Below are 14,680 nucleotides of genomic sequence, written 5' to 3'. Positions count from 1 at the left end.
GAGCCCCCCAGCTCGGGGGGCCTCACCCCAAGGGCGTGAGCAGGCAGCGCCCCACCAGCCCGACGCTCGAGTCCATCCGGCCGGTCAGCTCCTCGGCCACGTCGGGCAGGCCGCGCACCGCCCACAGCGCGCGGAAGGACGCCCACGCCCCGCGCCGCGCCGCCTGCAGGGACCACGAACCCACCAGGTGCGTCAGCGGATCGGCGACGTCCAGCAGATCCGGCCCGGGCATCAGATCCTCGCGGATCCGCTCCTCCATGGCGACCAGCAGCCCGCCCACCCGCTCGAAGTCGGCCTCCATCAGGTGGGGCCGGCCGCGCAGCGCACGGCAGGTGTCGACGAGGGCCAGCGCGAGGTCGTGCCCGATGTGGGCGTTGATCCCCGCCAGCGCGAACTGCAGGGGCCGGACGGCCGGATGGCCCCGCAGCTGGAACAGCGGCCGCCAGCACGACGGCGGCTCCCGGCCCGCCGCCGTGTGGTCGACGGCGGCCAGATACCGCGCCGCGAACCGCACGGCGAGCTCGGTGGCCGCCGCCCCGTCCGTGAACCCTCCGGCCCCCGCCTGCTCGGCGACCCGCTCCGTGACCTTCAGGTACACGCGGTTGAAGACGTGCACCCCGTCCCGCGGCGGCAGGGCCCCGTCCAGCATCCGCATCTGCGCCAGTACGTCCTCGATGCCGGCGGGTGCCGCGGGCTTCGCCCAAGTCAGCGTCATGCACACAGAGTGACAGGTGAATACGCAGAGTAGGGGCTCGCGGGCGGTAGTTGACCGGAACGGATGAACGGGCAGGGTCTCCCGGCATATGCGCGCAGGTCCGCGAAGCCGTACCCGCGCGCCCGTACGCCCGCGACGATCCTCGGCAGCGCCAGGGCGTCCAGCACGGGCCCGCCGTCGTCGCTGCCGACGTGCATCTGGATCACGGCCCCCGGCGTCAACGCGTCCAGGGCGCGGCGGACGGCCCGGTCGACGGTCATGCCCTGGGAAGCGCCGAGGTAGCCGTTCGTGTCGGTCGTGAATTCGAGGTCCGCGAAGCCCAGCGAGTTGACCAGCGCGACCTTATCCGGGGGCGCCTCGCTGTACGGGAAGCGGAAGAACGGCAGCGGCTCCACCCTCCCGGCCCGCCGGATCGCCCGGTCCGCACGCAGGACTTCCTCCTGCGCCTCCCGGGCGCCGATGCGGTCGAAATACGGGTGGCTGTACGAATGGTTGCCCAGCCCGAACCCCTGCTCCGCCATGGCCCGTACGGCACCGGGGTGCCGGTCGGCGAAGTCCCCCGTGGGGAAGAACGCCGCGGGCACGCCCAGCCGCCCGAGCGTACCGAGCACGTCCGCGATCCCGGCCTCGTCCCACGCCGCGTTGAACGTCAGCGCGACGACGGGACGCGTGGTCGGCAGGTGTCTGACGTCCGAGCCGAACAGGTCGGAGACGGGCGAGGGAGGTGCGGCGCGGGACGGGGGAGAGGCGAAGGCGAGCACGGCGGCGAGGGCCAGGAGCAGCGTGACGACCAGCGTTCTCCTGGGCGGAACGGATACGGCGAGTGGTCTCATGCCCCGTCAACGCCCCGCGGGCGGGAGGCGGCACGGGCGGCCGCCACCCGGCGGTAGAGCGCGGTGGCCTCGTCCGCGCGACCGAGCTGTTCGAGACAGTGCGCTTCGTCGTTGAGGCTCGCGAGCGTGTCGCTGTGCGAGGGCCCGAGCGCGCGCTCCCGGTCCCGCGCCACGTGCCGGTAGGCGACGAGCGCTTCCTCCCAGCGGCCCAGCCACCCGAGGGCGACGGCCACTTCGCGGCGGCTGACGAGCGCATCGGGGTGCTCGGGACCGAGCACGTGTTCCCGGAGCTCGCAGACCAGACGGGCCTCCGCCAGGGCCTCCTCCCAGCGGCCGAGCCGCCCGAGGTTGACGCCCCGCCCGTGCCGGGCCCGCAGGGTCTCCGGAGCCTCCGGGCCCTCGACGCGCTCACGGTCCGCGACGAGCGCGTCGTAGACCTGAAGGGCCTCCGCGCTGCGCCCCAGGCGCCCGAGGCAGATGCCCGCCTCGTAGCGGGCGGCGAGCGTGTCGGGGTGGTCGGGCCCCAGGACCCGGCTCCGGGCTCGGGCCACGTAGCGGTACACCAGGAGGGCCCGCTCCCATCGCCCGAGCCGGCCGAGCGCGTAGGCGACCTCGTAATGCGTGGTCAGCGTGTCGGGATGGTCGTCGCCCAGCCTGCGTGCCCGGTCGGCCGCCACCTCGACCGCCATGGGGTACGCCTCCTCCCAGCGCCCCAGCCGCCCGAGGCTGAACGCGAGGTTGTGCCGGCAGCGCAGCGTCTCCGGGTGCTCCGGGCCCATCGTGCGCTCCCGGACGCCGAGGACCTCGGAGTACAGCTGGAAGGCCTCGAAGTGCCGCCCCAGCCGGCCCAGGACGTATGCCATCTCCTGGCGTGCGGCGAGGGTGTCCGGGTGATCGGGGCCGAGCACCCGGGCGCGGGCACCGGCGAGCTGCCCGAAGAACCCCAGCGCGTCGGCGTGACGGCCCAGCCTGGACAGGGCCACGGCGATCTCGTACTGACTCTCCAGGGTTTCGGGGTGCTCCTGCCCGAGCAGCCGCTCGCGGGTCGCCGCAACCCGCCGGTGCGCGCTGAGCGCCCGGCTCCAGTCTCCCTGCCGACTGTGGGAGAGCGCGAGTTCGTGACTCTCCTGCAGGAGGCCGAGTAACTCCAGCGAGGCGGAGGCGGGATGCGGCGGCGCACCAGACTTCAGCACCCTGGAGGCGACGTCCGGCGACACGAGCTCCTCACGGGGATGCCACTCGTCCCCGATGGCCGTACGCACCAGGGTGAGCCGGCTTCCGTAGCCGGTCGCCGGCCCGTCCATGCCCTGCATCCGGCGGCACGCCCTCAGGGTCCCCTTCAGCAGAAGGGCCATGGGGTGCTCCGCTCCGAAGCCGGCCGTGGCGATGCGGTCGGCCTCGTCGAGGGCCTCCTCCGCGTGCTCCATGCGACCGGGCGACTCCATGGCCCGCGCGAGGTCGAGTTCGGCGCACGCGTGGTTCGTCAGCGCGGTGATGGTGAGGGGGTGGCGGTCGCCGAAGCAGTCCGAGGACTGCCGCGCCGCCTCCTCCAGCGCCCGTACGGCGCGCTGCAGCCGCGGCAGGTCTTCCGTCCGCCGCACCGTCTCGTACTCCGCGCAGGCCAGGTCGGCCACGGCGGTCACGGTCTGCGGGTGACGGGCCCCCAGCTCGGCGGCCGCCCGCGCCGCGACGGTGGCCATCACGTCGGTGACCTGCGCCATGCGCTCGTGGGCACGCAGCGACCGCGCCCACTCGAACTCCACCGCCGCCCGGAAGACGAGCGCCGGGATATCGGTGGACTGCCGCGGCTCCGGCGAGCCGAGCGCCCGGCGGTCGGCTTCGCGCACGTCGGCGGCCACCTCGCTGAGCTGTACGGGGTCGTTGCTCCAGCGCGCGAGCGCCAGGTCGACCGAGGCGAGGAGGAGACGCACCCGGCGCTCCTCACCCCCGCCGAGCGCGAGTCGCGCGAGCCCCACCACGCGCTCGGCCTTCCCGAAGTCGCCGGCGCGCGCGTGGACGGCGGCCAGATTGGCGAACGTCTCGGCCCGTACGTGCTGTTCGGCGTCGAGGCCCCGCGCGGTCTCCAGGGCGCTGCCTGCTTCTTCCAGCTCCCCGAGGCCGACCATCCTCGCCGCCAGCTTGTTCAGCGCCGCGGCTTTGGCGGAGCCGTCGAGGGCGGGGGAGTGCGGCGCGGCTGAAGACCCGGAGCGCAGGATCTCCAGGGCTTCCTCGCGCCGTCCCAGTGCCTGGAGGAGGGTCGCCAGGTAACAGATGTCCTCGATGGCGCCGGGGCGCCCCGCCACAACGGCCCGGCGCGCGGCCCCGGCGGGCACGGCGAGCGCCGCCCCCGCCGCGCCCCCGCCGGTCACCGCCTCCTCCGCCTGCCCGATGGCCTCCCGGAGTTCATCCGTCACGACGCCTCACCCCCCAGCGCCAAGTCGACGACGTTCTTCGCGATGTGCACCTGCAGCCCGGCCACTTGCCCCGGGTCGATGAGACCCCGTTCCGACCACTCCTTGAGCGCACTCAGCAGCGCCTCGCCCTTGGCGACCGCCATGTCGACGGAGACGGGAGCGGACTCCGCTCCGGGAGAGTCGTTCACCGGGGCCGTTACCGGCGGCGGGGCCGCCGACCCTCTCGCAGCGGACTGCTCCTCGTGCCGCCCCACCGGTTCCGCGACGCTCGCGGGCGGCTCCAGCGCCTGCAGCAGGTGATCCGTCCGGAAGTGGGGGAAGCGGCTCATCACCTCCCGGAGCGGCACGGCGAACAGCACGTTCGCCGCACGGTCGGGTGCCTGCCGGTCCGGATACTGCTCGATCAGGACGCCCAGCAGGGCCGCCCCCCGGTCCGCCGTGGTCACGCGCTCGACCGGCCCGCCGGAGTACCCCGAGTAGTCCCCCAGGGCCTGTTCCGCCACGAGTTGCATGGCCTGGATGCGCCCTCCGCCCACGCACGTGTAGTCGACGGCGTCCGCGTCGACGTGGCCGCCCAGGTGGGGGTCGCTCAGGGACGGCCGGTGCAGGCCGCGCCAGCGGTCGCCGCGGCGGGGGAGGTCCCCGACGGGCAGCGTCAGCGGCACCAGTTCCGGTTCGAGGACCTCGATCAGGGCGAGGTCGGCCTCTTCGATGCGCCGGCAGACGCGCCCGCCGACCTCGGTGCCGTCGCCCAGGCGCACGCTGACGTGCTCCTCGCCGACCGCCAGGTACCGCAGGCAGTGGTCCGCCGTCAGGACGAAGCACCGCGTGAGCAGGAACCCCGCGCCCAGGGGTCTGTCCGCCTGGTAGAGGTCGACCGCGTAGCCGGATCCGGGCACCGCGGGCCCCTCAGGCGCGTTCCACCGTCAGTATGACTTCGAAGGACGCCTCCGCGGACGCCTTCGAGAGGATCACCCCGGCTTCGGCCGCGAGCGTCACCCCGAAGGTGACCTGCAGGCTGCCGACGCGCCAGCCGTCGCGCTCCGGGATCCGGGCGAGGGCGTCCTGCGCGATCGAGGACGCGGAGGTGATGGCCTGCTCCAGCTCTTCGGAGCGCTCCTCCAGGGAGGCGGTGCGGCGGGTCCGGCTGCTGATCTGCCGGGACCCTTGCGCGTCCAGTTCCACCGTCTCCACGCGGACCAGCGGTACGGACATGGCGGGCTCCCCCGATTCCTCCATGAGCTTCACCGGCCGTGACGCGGCGGCTCGTTCAGCCTAGCCACGCGGGCCACTCGCGGCAGGGGAATCGGGGGAGTTCCCGTCGAGGACGGACGGGCCGCCGCCCTCGTCGGACAAGCTCTCAGCTCGTCAGTACGCCGCTGCGCTCCCGGGGCTTGCGCGGCACCCGCGGGTCGGCGACCCGGACGGCAGCCGCCGGGACCTCCCGGTGGGAGGGATCGCGGACCTCGCCCACGAGCTTCTCCAGGACGTCCTCCAGGGCCACCAGCCCCAGCACCCGCCCCGACGCGTCCGTGACCGCCGCCAGGTGGGCCGCGGCCCTGCGCATCACCGTCAGGGCGTCGTCCAGGGGCAGTTCGGCCCGGAGGGTCTCCACGCGCCGCCACACGTGCTGCGGCACCGCACGCTCACGGTCCTCCAGGTCCAGGACGTCCTTGACGTGGAGGTAGCCCATGACGGCGCCGCCGGGGGCGCACACGGGGAAGCGCGAATAGCCGGTCCGCACCGTCAGCTCCTCGATGCCGCGCGGCGTGACGGACGGGTCGACCGTGACCAGGTCGGCCGGGTCGAGGAGCACGTCGGTCACCGGGCGGCTGCCCAGCTCCAGGGCGTCCTCCAGGCGCTCCTGCTCGGCGCGTTCCAGCAGCCCCGCCTGGCGGGAGTCCTCGACCAGGTGGGTGAGCTGCTCGCTGGTGAACACGGCCTCCACCTCGTCCTTGGGCTCGACGCGGAAGAGCCGCAGCACGCCGTGGGCGCACGCGCCCAGCAGGCGGGTGACCGGTCGGCAGACCCGTGCGAACGCCACCAGCCCCGGGCCCAGCCACAGCGCCGCCCGGTCGGGCGCCGACATGGCCAGGTTCTTCGGCACCATCTCGCCGATCACCAGGTGCAGGAAGACCACCACGGCGAGCGCGATGACGTAGCCCAGCGGATGGATCAGCCCGGCGGGCACGTGCGCCGCCTCGAAGACGGGCTCCAGGAGCGCGGCCACCGTCGGCTCGGCGACCGCGCCGAGCGTCAGAGAGCAGACGGTGATGCCGAACTGGGCGGCGGCCATCATCTGCGGCAGGCTCTCCAGGCCGGTCAGGACCGTACGGGCCCGTGCCGAACCCTCCGCGGCCTTCGGCTCGATCTGGCTGCGGCGCACGGACACGAGCGCGAACTCGGCGCCCACGAAAAAGCCGTTGGCGAGCACCAGCAGCGCGGCGAAGAGGAGTTGCAGCACGCTCATCGCGCCTCCCCCCTGCCGGTGGCGGTACGGGCGAACCGCACCCGTTCGGCCCGGTGGTGGGCGACCAGGCGCACCGAGATCCGCCAGCCGGGCAGTTCGGCGGTGTCACCGGCCGCAGGGATGCGGCCCAGCAGGCCAGCGACGAGCCCGGCGACGGTCTCGTACGGGCCGTCGGGCGGCTCCAGGCCTATGCGGCGCAGGGCGTCGACGCGGCAGCCGCCGTCGGCCTCCCACCCGGTGCGGCCGTCCTCGCAGGCCACGGGGGCCAGTTCGGGCCGGTGGGCGTCCTCGGCGTCGTGCTCGTCGCGGACTTCGCCGACGAGCTCCTCGACGATGTCCTCCAGGGTCACCACGCCCGCCGTACCGCCGTACTCGTCGACGACGACGGCTATCGGCTGCCCGCTGCGCAGCTGCTCCAGGAGCGGCTGCACAGGCAGCGTGCCCGGTACGAGCATCGGGGGGACGGCGATGCGCCCGACGGGGGTGCGCAGCCGCTCGTCGGCGGGGACCGCCAGGGCGGCCTTGAGGTGGACCATGCCGGTGATGTCGTCCAGGCGCTCCCGGTAGACGGGGAAGCGCGACAGGCCCGTGGCACGGGTGAGGTTGAGGACGTCCTCGGCGGTCGCCGAGGACTGCAGGGCGCTGACCTTCACACGGGGCGTCATCACGTGCTGTGCGGTGAGGCCGCCGAGCGAGAGGGTGCGTACGAAGAGGTCGGCGGTGTCCTGCTCCAGGGCGCCGGCGCGGGCCGAGTGCCGGGCCAGGGAGACGAGTTCGCCCGGGGTGCGGGCGGAGGCCAGCTCCTCGGCGGGCTCGACGCCCAGGGCCCGTACGAGCCGGTTGGCGACCGCGTTCAGCAGGGTGATCACGGGCCGGAAGAAGTGGGCGAAGGCGTGCTGCGGGCCGGCGACGAACCGCGCGACCTGCAGGGGCCGGGAGACCGCCCAGTTCTTGGGCACCAGTTCGCCGATGACCATCTGCACGGCCGAGGCCACCAGCATGCCGGTGACGACGGCCACGCCGGGCGCGGCTCCCCCGGGCAGGCCGGCGGCGGCGAGCGGCCCGGTGAGCAGGTGGCCCAGGGCGGGCTCGGCCAGCATGCCGACGACCAACGAGGTGATGGTGATGCCGAGTTGGGTCCCGGAGAGCTGGAACGAGAGCTCGCGCAGGGAGGCGACGACGGTGCGGGCCCGGCGGTCACCGCCGGCCGCGGCCCGTTCGGCCTCCGGCTTCTCCACGGTCACCAGGCCGAACTCGGCGGCGACGAAGAAGCCGTTCGCCAGGATGAGGAGGAGTGCTGCCGCGAGCAGCAGCAGGGACACGGTGATACTCATGCCGCCGCCTCCGTGGGGTGGGCGGCGGCGCGGGTACTACAGGACGATCCGTCCATTGCCGGAGGGAGTCACTCCTCGGGTCGCAGGTGCCCCGCGGGCCGCGCTGTTCCACGGCCGTTTCCTCGTGCGGGGCGGGGCAGGTGTGTGCCCGTGGCACCAGAGTAATCAAGGAACCGCGGTCACAGGCGGGCCGCCCCGCTCGGGGAACGCCCGGGAAAACGGTCGTGGATCGGGCCGGATCAGGTCGTGGATCAGGTCGCGGAGTGCCCCGTGCCGTGCTCCTCCACCAGGGCGCGCAGGGCCCGGGCGTTGGCGACGGCCTGCTCCTTGGCGATGCCGGGCTGGATGCCCATGGCCGCCAGGCTCGTGCCGTCGGCCAGGTCCAGATGGACCCAGGCGTCACCCGGGCGCAGGGTGACCCGGACGATCTGAGCCCACGCCAGCTGCCGCTTCGTGGTCAGGTTGACGACGGTCACGCCGTCGCGGGTGGCGACCACCTTGGGGCGGCTGAGCAGCCCGAGGAAGGCGAAGACGAGCAGGCCGGTGCCGATGAAGGAGGCCCGGTCCCCGGCCGTGGCCGTGTCGAGCAGGAAGGACACCGCCGTGAGGACGGCGAGCAGGGCCGTACCCAGGCTCATCAGCACGATCCGGGTACGGGTCGGGCGGAAGGTGACCGGGAGCCCGGCCGGGCCGGACGGGGATGCGGGCGTGGACACGTCGCTGGAGCTCTCGCTGGGTGGGGAGGGGGCCGGGCCGGTCAGAGGCGGCAGGCGTGGATGTTGGTGGTGAGGATGGCGCGGGCGCCCAGCTCGTACAGCTCGTCCATGATGCGCTGGGCGTCGCTGGAGGGGACCATCGAGCGGACCGCGACCCAGCCCTCGTGGTGCAGCGGGGAGACGGTCGGCGACTCCAGGCCGGGGGTGAGGGCGACGGCGCGCTCGACGTGCTCCACCCGGATGTCGTAGTCCATCATCACGTACCGGCGGGCGACGAGGACGCCCTGCATCCGGCGGAGGAACTGCTGCACCTTGGGGTCGTCGGCCGGTGCGCCGGAGCGGCGGATGACGACGGCCTCGGACTTCAGGATCGGCTCGCCGATGATCTCCAGGCCGGCGTTGCGCAGGGTGGTGCCGGTCTCCACCACGTCCGCGATGATCTCGGCGACGCCGAGCTGGATGGCGGTCTCGACCGCGCCGTCGAGGTGGACGACGGCGGCGTCCACGCCGTTGTCGGCGAGGTGCTTGGTGACCAGGCCGGAGAAGGACGTGGCGACGGTCATGCCGCCGAACTCGCTGACGTCCTTAGCCGTGCCCGGCCGGGTGGCGTAGCGGAACGTGGACCCGGCGAAGCCGAGCTGCATGATCTCCTCGGCCTGCGAGCCGGAGTCCAGCAGCAGGTCGCGGCCGGTGATGCCGATGTCGAGCTTGCCGGAGCCCACGTAGACGGCGATGTCGCGCGGACGCAGGAAGAAGAACTCGACGTCGTTGGCCGAGTCGACGAGGACGAGCTCCCTGCGGTCCTTGCGCTGGCGGTAGCCGGCCTCATGGAGCATCGCCGACGCAGGCTCGGAGAGAGAACCCTTGTTGGGAACGGCGATGCGCAGCATGAGGTCGGTTTCCTTCGTGCGTGGGGATGTGCGGGATGTACGGGAGGAACTGCGGTGGCACCGGGGGCCGGTGCCGGCGGGGTCAGAGGTGGGAGTAGACGTCGTCCAGGGAGATCCCGCGGGCGACCATCATCACCTGAACGTGGTACAGCAGCTGGGAGATCTCCTCGGCGGTGGCGTCGGCGCCCTCGTACTCGGCGGCCATCCACACCTCGGCGGCCTCCTCGACCACCTTCTTGCCGATGGCATGGACGCCCTTGCCCACCAGCTCGGCGGTGCGGGAGGTGGCGGGGTCGCCGTCGGCCTTCTGCTGGAGCTCTGCGAACAGCTCCTCGAACGTCTTCTTGGACATGGTGCGTCCTACCCTACGGGGTCCGCCCCCGCTGTCAGTGCCAGGGCTCGGACACCGAGCGCAGAAGTACCGCCGTGGCGACGGCGGCGGTGACGGCCTCGTGGCCCTTGTCCTCGTTCGAGCCTTCGAGACCGGCCCGGTCCAGGGCCTGCGCGTCGTCGTCACACGTCAGGACGCCGAAGCCGACGGGGACGCCGGTGTCCACGGACACCTGGGTGAGGCCCTGGGTGACGCCCTGGCACACGTAGTCGAAGTGCGGGGTGCCGCCGCGGATGACGACGCCGAGGGCGACGATCGCGTCGTAGCCGCGGCCGGCGAGGACCTTGGCGGCGACGGGCAGCTCCCAGCTGCCGGGCACGCGCAGCACGGTGGGCTCGTCGATGCCGAGGTCGTGCAGCGCGCGCAGGGCGCCGTCGACCAGGCCGTCCATGACCTTCTCGTGCCACTGCGCGGCGATCACGGCCACCCGCAGGTCCTGGCAGTTCTTCACACTCAGCTCGGGGGCGCCCTTGCCGCTCACGTCGCTTCTCTCTTCCGTCGGTACCGCTGGGCGGGTGTGTGGGTGGTGGTCGTCGTCACTGGTTGCTGCAGGCCGGCACCGGCGTGCCGTCCAGCCAGGGCAGGTCGTGGCCCATGCGGTCCCGCTTCGTGCGCAGGTACCGCAGGTTGTGCTCCCCGGCCTGGACGGGCACGGGCTCGCGGCCGGTGACCTCCAGCCCGTGGCGGGCCAGGGCCGCGCTCTTGTCGGGGTTGTTCGTCATCAGCCGCAGCGAGCGCACCCCCAGGTCGGCGAGGATCTCCGCGCCCGCCGCGTAGTCGCGGGCGTCCGCGGGCAGCCCCAGTTCGAGGTTGGCGTCCAGCGTGTCGCGGCCGTCCTCCTGCAGCTCGTAGGCGCGCAGCTTGGGCAGCAGCCCGATGCCGCGGCCCTCGTGCCCGCGCAGGTAGAGCACGACGCCGCCCTCGGCGGCGATGCGCTCCATGGACGCCTGCAGCTGCGGGCCGCAGTCGCAGCGCAGCGAGCCGAACACATCGCCGGTCAGGCACTCGGAGTGGACGCGCACCAGCACGTCCTCGCCGGCGCCGAGGTCGCCGGCGACGAGCGCGATGTGCTCGACGCCGTCGGCCGCGGAGCGGTAGCCGTAGGCGCGGAAGTCGCCGAAGGCGGTGGGCAGCCGGGTCTCGGCCTCGCGGTGCACGGCGGCCTCCGCCGCCCGGCGGTGGGCGATCAGGTCCTCGATGGAGATGATCGCGAGGCCGTGCTTGCGGGCGAAGGGGATCAGCTCGGGCAGCCGCAGCATCGCGCCGTCCTCGCCGGCGATCTCCACGATCGCGGCGGCGGGCCGCAGACCGGCGAGCCGGGCGAGGTCGACGCCGGCCTCGGTGTGGCCGTTGCGGACCAGGACGCCGCCGGGCCTGGCGCGCAGCGGGAAGACGTGGCCGGGCCGGACGAAGTCGCCGGGGGCGGCGGCGGGGTCGGCGAGCAGCCGGATGGTGGTGGCCCGGTCCGCGGCGGAGATGCCCGTGTCGGTGCCGTGCGCGCGGGAGGCGTCGACGGAGACGGTGAAGGCCGTGCGCATGGACTCGGTGTTGTCCGCGACCATCTGCGGCAGGTCGAGCCGCTCGACGTCGTCCTCCTCCAGCGGGACGCAGATCAGGCCGCGGCACTCGCTCATCATGAAGGCGACGATCTCGGTGGTGACCTTCTCCGCGGCCACGACGAGGTCGCCCTCGTTCTCGCGGCTCTCGTCGTCCACGACGACGACGGGCCGGCCGGCGGCGATGTCGGCGACGGCACGCTCGACGGAGTCGAGGGCGAACTCCCCGGCCAGGGGCCAGTTCTCCGTGTCCAGGACGGTCATGCTGCTGCTCCTTCCAGTGCGGGCTTCACGCTCTCGCGGGAGCGCAGCCACCAGTCGCGCATGCCCCACAGGACCAGGGCGAGGTAGATGACGTAGACGAGGCCGGAGAAGGCCAGGCCGCTGCTGAAGGCGAGCGGGACGCCCACCACGTCGACCAGCAGCCAGGCGGCCCAGAACTCGATCAGCCCGCGGGCCTGGGCCACCATCGCGGCGAGCGTGCCGACGAAGATGTAGGCGTCGGGCCAGGGGTTCCAGGACAGCTCCGGCACGGCCGTGAACAGGCCGCCGACGGCCAGCGTGCCGAGCGCAGTGCCGGCCAGCAGCGCCACCCGCTCGCGCCACGTGCCGAAGCGGACCGCGATCGAGCCGTCCTGCGCCTGCTGCCTGCCGCGGTGCCACTGGCGCCAGCCCCATACGGCGACGCCGATGACGAGGAGCTGCTTGCCGATGCCGCCGCTGAGGTGGGCCGAGGCGTACGCGGCGACGAGGATGACGCCGGAGAGGAACTGGGCGGGCCAGGTCCATATGGAGCGCCGCCAGCCGAGGGCGAGCGCGGCGAGGCCGATGGTGTTGCCGATCGCGTCGGACCAGATGACGTGCTGCCCGAAGGCGCTGAACGCCTCGCCGTTGAGCCAGTCGAGGGCGCTCATGCGATGCTCTCCCCGGTGCCGCGGGCGGGCGTGCCGAGCAGCCGCTCGACGTACTTGGCGAGGACGTCCACCTCGAGGTTGACCGGGTCGCCGGGCTGCTTGATGCCCAGGGTGGTCAGTTCGAGCGTGGTGGGGATGAGGCTGACGGTGAAGTGCTCGTCGCCCGCCTCGACCACGGTCAGGCTGATGCCGTCGACGGTGATGGAGCCCTTGTCGACGACGTAGCGGGAGAGCCCGGCCGGCAGGCCGATCTTCACGATCTCCCAGTGCTCGCCGGGGATCCGCTCCAGCACGGTGCCGGTGCCGTCGACGTGCCCCTGGACCAGGTGGCCGCCGAGGCGCCCGCCGAGGGCCATGGGCCGTTCGAGGTTGACGCGCGAGCCGGGGACGAGGGCGCCCAGGCTGGAGCGCTTGAGGGACTCGGCCATCACGTCCGCGGTGAACTCGCCGTCGGCGGTCTCCACGACGGTCAGGCACACGCCGTTGACGGCGATGGAGTCGCCGTGCTTGGCGTCCTCGGTGACGATCGGGCCGCGGAGCCGGAAGAGGGAGCTGTCGCCGAGGTTCTCCACGGAGACGACCTCGCCCAGTTCTTCGACGATTCCGGTGAACACTGTCAGTTCTCCTCAGGGGCGGTGGCGGAAGCGGTGGGGACTGCGGTGATCCGCAGGTCGGGACCGAGCCGGGCGACGTCGGTCACCTCGAGGCGCAGGGTGTGGGCGATCGTGCCGATGCCGGCGTCGCCGAGGGCGGCCGGCCCGGCGCCGAGCAGGGCGGGGGCGAGATAGCCGACGACGCGGTCGACGGCACCGGCGGCGACGAACGAGCCGGCGAGGGCGGGGCCGCCTTCGAGCAGCACGGAGCGGACGCCGCGCGCGTGGAGCTCGCGGAGCAGGGCGTGTACGTCCAGGCCGCCGTGGCCGCCGCCGGCCCCGGCGCGGGGCAGGCGCACGACGTCGGCGCCGGGCAGATGGGTGGTGTCGGCGTGCTCGCCGACGGCGAGCAGGGTCGGTGCCGCGTCGTCCAGGACGCGGGCGCCGGGGGTGACCGAGGCGTGCGTGTCGACGACGACGCGCAGGGGCTGCACGGCACCTTCGCGGCCCCGCACGGCCAGGTGGGGGTCGTCCGCGCGCAGGGTGCCCGAGCCCACCACGACGGCGTCGGCCTCGGCGCGCAGCCGGTGGACGTCGGCGCGGGAGTCCGCGGAGGTGATCCAGCGGCTGGTGCCGTCGGCGGCGGCGCTGCGCCCGTCGAGCGTCGCGGCGTACTTCCACAGCACGAAGGGGCGGCCCTGGAGCACCGAGGTGAGCCAGGCGGCGTTGCCGGCGGCCGCCTCGTCGGCGAGGAGGCCGCCCTCGGTGTCGACGCCGGCGGCGTCCAGGGTGGCCGCGCCGCCGGTGGCGGCGTCGGTGGGGTCGGCGACGGCGTAGACGACCCGGCCGATGCCGGCGGTGATCAGGGCCTGGGCGCAGGGGCCCGTGCGGCCGGTGTGGTTGCAGGGTTCGAGGGTGACGACGGCGGTGGCGCCGCGCACGTCGTGGCCTGCGGCGGAGGCGGCGGCGAGGGCTTCGACCTCGGCGTGCGGACCGCCGGCGCGGCGGTGCCATCCCTCGCCGAGGACGGTGCCCTGAGGGCCGAGGATGACGCAGCCGACGACGGGGTTGGGGCTCGTCGCGCCAAGGGCGCGAGCTGCGAGCGCCATGGCGCGACGCATCGCGTCTGCTTCGGTCGCGGTGGCCACCGGGTCCTCCTGCCTCTTCGGGCACGGACTCCGGGGCTGTCGTACGGGACGACGGAAAGAAGCGGGTACGCCGCAACGGGGGACACCACGGCCCTTGCGAGGCCGTGCGGGAAGGGCCGCCCGTGAGGGCGGGCCACCTGCGACGGTGTGCCGATGCGTGCCCGCCGCGCACTGCCTCCCATCCGGACTTTAACCGTCGGTCCAGGAATTTCACCTGGTCAACCGGCCGCTGGCTGCGGACGGGTCGCGGACTGTAACCGCCGGTTCGGACTTTCACCGACCCCGGAGTGCGCTGCGTTTCAAAATGTCAGGTCATGCTACATGCGTACGGCCTGCGGCTTCTCAAAACCGCTGGTCGACGGGACCGAGCGTACGCCGGGCGGTGGCGCGGTGTCCACGGCGATGTGACGCACTGGACACGCCGGGTGGCAAACGGGCGGGAAGGCCGCCGGGTCCCGTGCGGCGGCCTTGCGGCGGAGCGTCGGGCTCCGGATTCCGCCCCTTCCCGGACTTGGTCCGTACCTATTGACGCACTGGTCTAGTCCTCTTAACCTCTGCCACACCTCCGAGGAGTACGGCCCGCCGGTGGGCGCACACCGGCGGGCCACAGCACGACGCTCACCCCCCGCCCGCCCGGCCGTGCCGGGCACCCCACCTGGAGGACCTGATCGTGTTGTTCCGAGAGAACCGGGAGCGCCGGGAGAGA

General features: G+C 73.5%; 15 protein-coding genes and 1 riboswitch. All 15 genes read right to left on the bottom strand.

Going from position 1 to position 14,680, the window contains the following annotated elements:
- Positions 1-22 precede the first annotated feature (22 nt).
- On the bottom strand, positions 23-715 hold the full coding sequence (locus tag FGW37_RS05670) for a DUF5995 family protein (RefSeq protein WP_179080059.1): 693 nt from the start codon (positions 713-715) through the stop codon (positions 23-25).
- On the bottom strand, positions 712-1,548 hold the full coding sequence (locus FGW37_RS05665) for a polysaccharide deacetylase family protein (protein WP_179080058.1): 837 nt from the start codon (positions 1,546-1,548) through the stop codon (positions 712-714). The genes FGW37_RS05670 and FGW37_RS05665 overlap by 4 nt, the downstream gene beginning before the upstream one ends.
- Complete coding sequence (locus FGW37_RS33215; RefSeq protein ID WP_246430286.1) at positions 1,545-3,962, bottom strand: tetratricopeptide repeat protein; 2,418 nt, start codon at positions 3,960-3,962, stop codon at positions 1,545-1,547. Before FGW37_RS33215 ends, FGW37_RS05665 begins: the two co-directional genes overlap by 4 nt.
- A complete protein-coding gene (locus FGW37_RS05655) occupies positions 3,959-4,861 on the bottom strand; it encodes a S1 family peptidase (RefSeq protein WP_179080057.1) in 903 nt (300 codons plus the stop codon). The genes FGW37_RS33215 and FGW37_RS05655 overlap by 4 nt, the downstream gene beginning before the upstream one ends.
- A 10-nt stretch (positions 4,862-4,871) precedes the next feature.
- Positions 4,872-5,177, bottom strand: a complete 306-nt coding sequence (locus FGW37_RS05650) for a CU044_2847 family protein (RefSeq protein ID WP_179080056.1) — start codon at positions 5,175-5,177, stop codon at positions 4,872-4,874.
- Positions 5,178-5,322: 145 nt separating this feature from the next.
- Positions 5,323-6,432 (bottom strand): hemolysin family protein, encoded by a 1,110-nt coding sequence (locus tag FGW37_RS05645; RefSeq protein ID WP_179080055.1) that lies wholly within the window; start codon positions 6,430-6,432, stop codon positions 5,323-5,325.
- Positions 6,429-7,760 (bottom strand): hemolysin family protein, encoded by a 1,332-nt coding sequence (locus FGW37_RS05640; RefSeq protein WP_179084529.1) that lies wholly within the window; start codon positions 7,758-7,760, stop codon positions 6,429-6,431. The genes FGW37_RS05645 and FGW37_RS05640 overlap by 4 nt, the downstream gene beginning before the upstream one ends.
- Positions 7,761-8,017: 257 nt before the next feature.
- Complete coding sequence (locus FGW37_RS05635) at positions 8,018-8,482, bottom strand: PH domain-containing protein (protein WP_246430285.1); 465 nt, start codon at positions 8,480-8,482, stop codon at positions 8,018-8,020.
- A gap of 41 nt (positions 8,483-8,523) precedes the next feature.
- Positions 8,524-9,372, bottom strand: a complete 849-nt coding sequence (hisG, locus tag FGW37_RS05630) for an ATP phosphoribosyltransferase (protein WP_179080054.1) — start codon at positions 9,370-9,372, stop codon at positions 8,524-8,526.
- An 82-nt stretch (positions 9,373-9,454) separates the two neighbouring features.
- Positions 9,455-9,724 (bottom strand): phosphoribosyl-ATP diphosphatase, encoded by a 270-nt coding sequence (locus tag FGW37_RS05625; RefSeq protein WP_058047755.1) that lies wholly within the window; start codon positions 9,722-9,724, stop codon positions 9,455-9,457.
- A 34-nt stretch (positions 9,725-9,758) separates the two neighbouring features.
- The gene (gene ribH, locus FGW37_RS05620; protein ID WP_179080053.1) at positions 9,759-10,244 is read right to left on the bottom strand and encodes a 6,7-dimethyl-8-ribityllumazine synthase; all 486 of its coding nucleotides are present in this window, start codon (positions 10,242-10,244) and stop codon (positions 9,759-9,761) included.
- A 55-nt stretch (positions 10,245-10,299) separates the two neighbouring features.
- Positions 10,300-11,583, bottom strand: a complete 1,284-nt coding sequence (locus FGW37_RS05615; protein ID WP_179080052.1) for a bifunctional 3,4-dihydroxy-2-butanone-4-phosphate synthase/GTP cyclohydrolase II — start codon at positions 11,581-11,583, stop codon at positions 10,300-10,302.
- Complete coding sequence (locus FGW37_RS05610; RefSeq protein WP_179080051.1) at positions 11,580-12,233, bottom strand: nicotinamide mononucleotide transporter family protein; 654 nt, start codon at positions 12,231-12,233, stop codon at positions 11,580-11,582. The genes FGW37_RS05615 and FGW37_RS05610 overlap by 4 nt, the downstream gene beginning before the upstream one ends.
- Positions 12,230-12,847 (bottom strand): riboflavin synthase, encoded by a 618-nt coding sequence (locus FGW37_RS05605; protein WP_179080050.1) that lies wholly within the window; start codon positions 12,845-12,847, stop codon positions 12,230-12,232. Before FGW37_RS05605 ends, FGW37_RS05610 begins: the two co-directional genes overlap by 4 nt.
- Positions 12,848-12,849: 2 nt before the next feature.
- A complete protein-coding gene (gene ribD / locus FGW37_RS05600; protein WP_246430284.1) occupies positions 12,850-13,974 on the bottom strand; it encodes a bifunctional diaminohydroxyphosphoribosylaminopyrimidine deaminase/5-amino-6-(5-phosphoribosylamino)uracil reductase RibD in 1,125 nt (374 codons plus the stop codon).
- Between the two features lie 164 nt (positions 13,975-14,138).
- Positions 14,139-14,269: riboswitch (FMN riboswitch) on the bottom strand.
- Positions 14,270-14,680: the final 411 nt, after the last annotated feature.

Source organism: Streptomyces rectiverticillatus (genome assembly GCF_013394065.1).
In the GTDB taxonomy this organism is placed as follows: Bacteria; Actinomycetota; Actinomycetes; order Streptomycetales; family Streptomycetaceae; genus Streptomyces; species Streptomyces rectiverticillatus.
The sequence above is the reverse complement of the archived record's forward strand: the minus strand, read 5'-3'. Positions and strand labels throughout refer to the sequence as shown.

What these genes read in the sequence shown, in the direction of transcription:
- FGW37_RS05645 (WP_179080055.1), bottom strand. Translation starts at nt 6,432, where the DNA reads ATGAGCGTGCTGCAACTCCTCTTCGCCGCGCTGCTGGTGCTCGCCAAC.
- FGW37_RS05665 (WP_179080058.1), bottom strand. Translation starts at nt 1,548, where the DNA reads ATGAGACCACTCGCCGTATCCGTTCCGCCCAGGAGAACGCTGGTCGTC.
- FGW37_RS05625 (WP_058047755.1), bottom strand. Translation starts at nt 9,724, where the DNA reads ATGTCCAAGAAGACGTTCGAGGAGCTGTTCGCAGAGCTCCAGCAGAAG.
- FGW37_RS05610 (WP_179080051.1), bottom strand. Translation starts at nt 12,233, where the DNA reads ATGAGCGCCCTCGACTGGCTCAACGGCGAGGCGTTCAGCGCCTTCGGG.
- hisG (WP_179080054.1), bottom strand. Translation starts at nt 9,372, where the DNA reads ATGCTGCGCATCGCCGTTCCCAACAAGGGTTCTCTCTCCGAGCCTGCG.
- FGW37_RS05670 (WP_179080059.1), bottom strand. Translation starts at nt 715, where the DNA reads ATGACGCTGACTTGGGCGAAGCCCGCGGCACCCGCCGGCATCGAGGAC.
- FGW37_RS05615 (WP_179080052.1), bottom strand. Translation starts at nt 11,583, where the DNA reads ATGACCGTCCTGGACACGGAGAACTGGCCCCTGGCCGGGGAGTTCGCC.
- FGW37_RS05650 (WP_179080056.1), bottom strand. Translation starts at nt 5,177, where the DNA reads ATGTCCGTACCGCTGGTCCGCGTGGAGACGGTGGAACTGGACGCGCAA.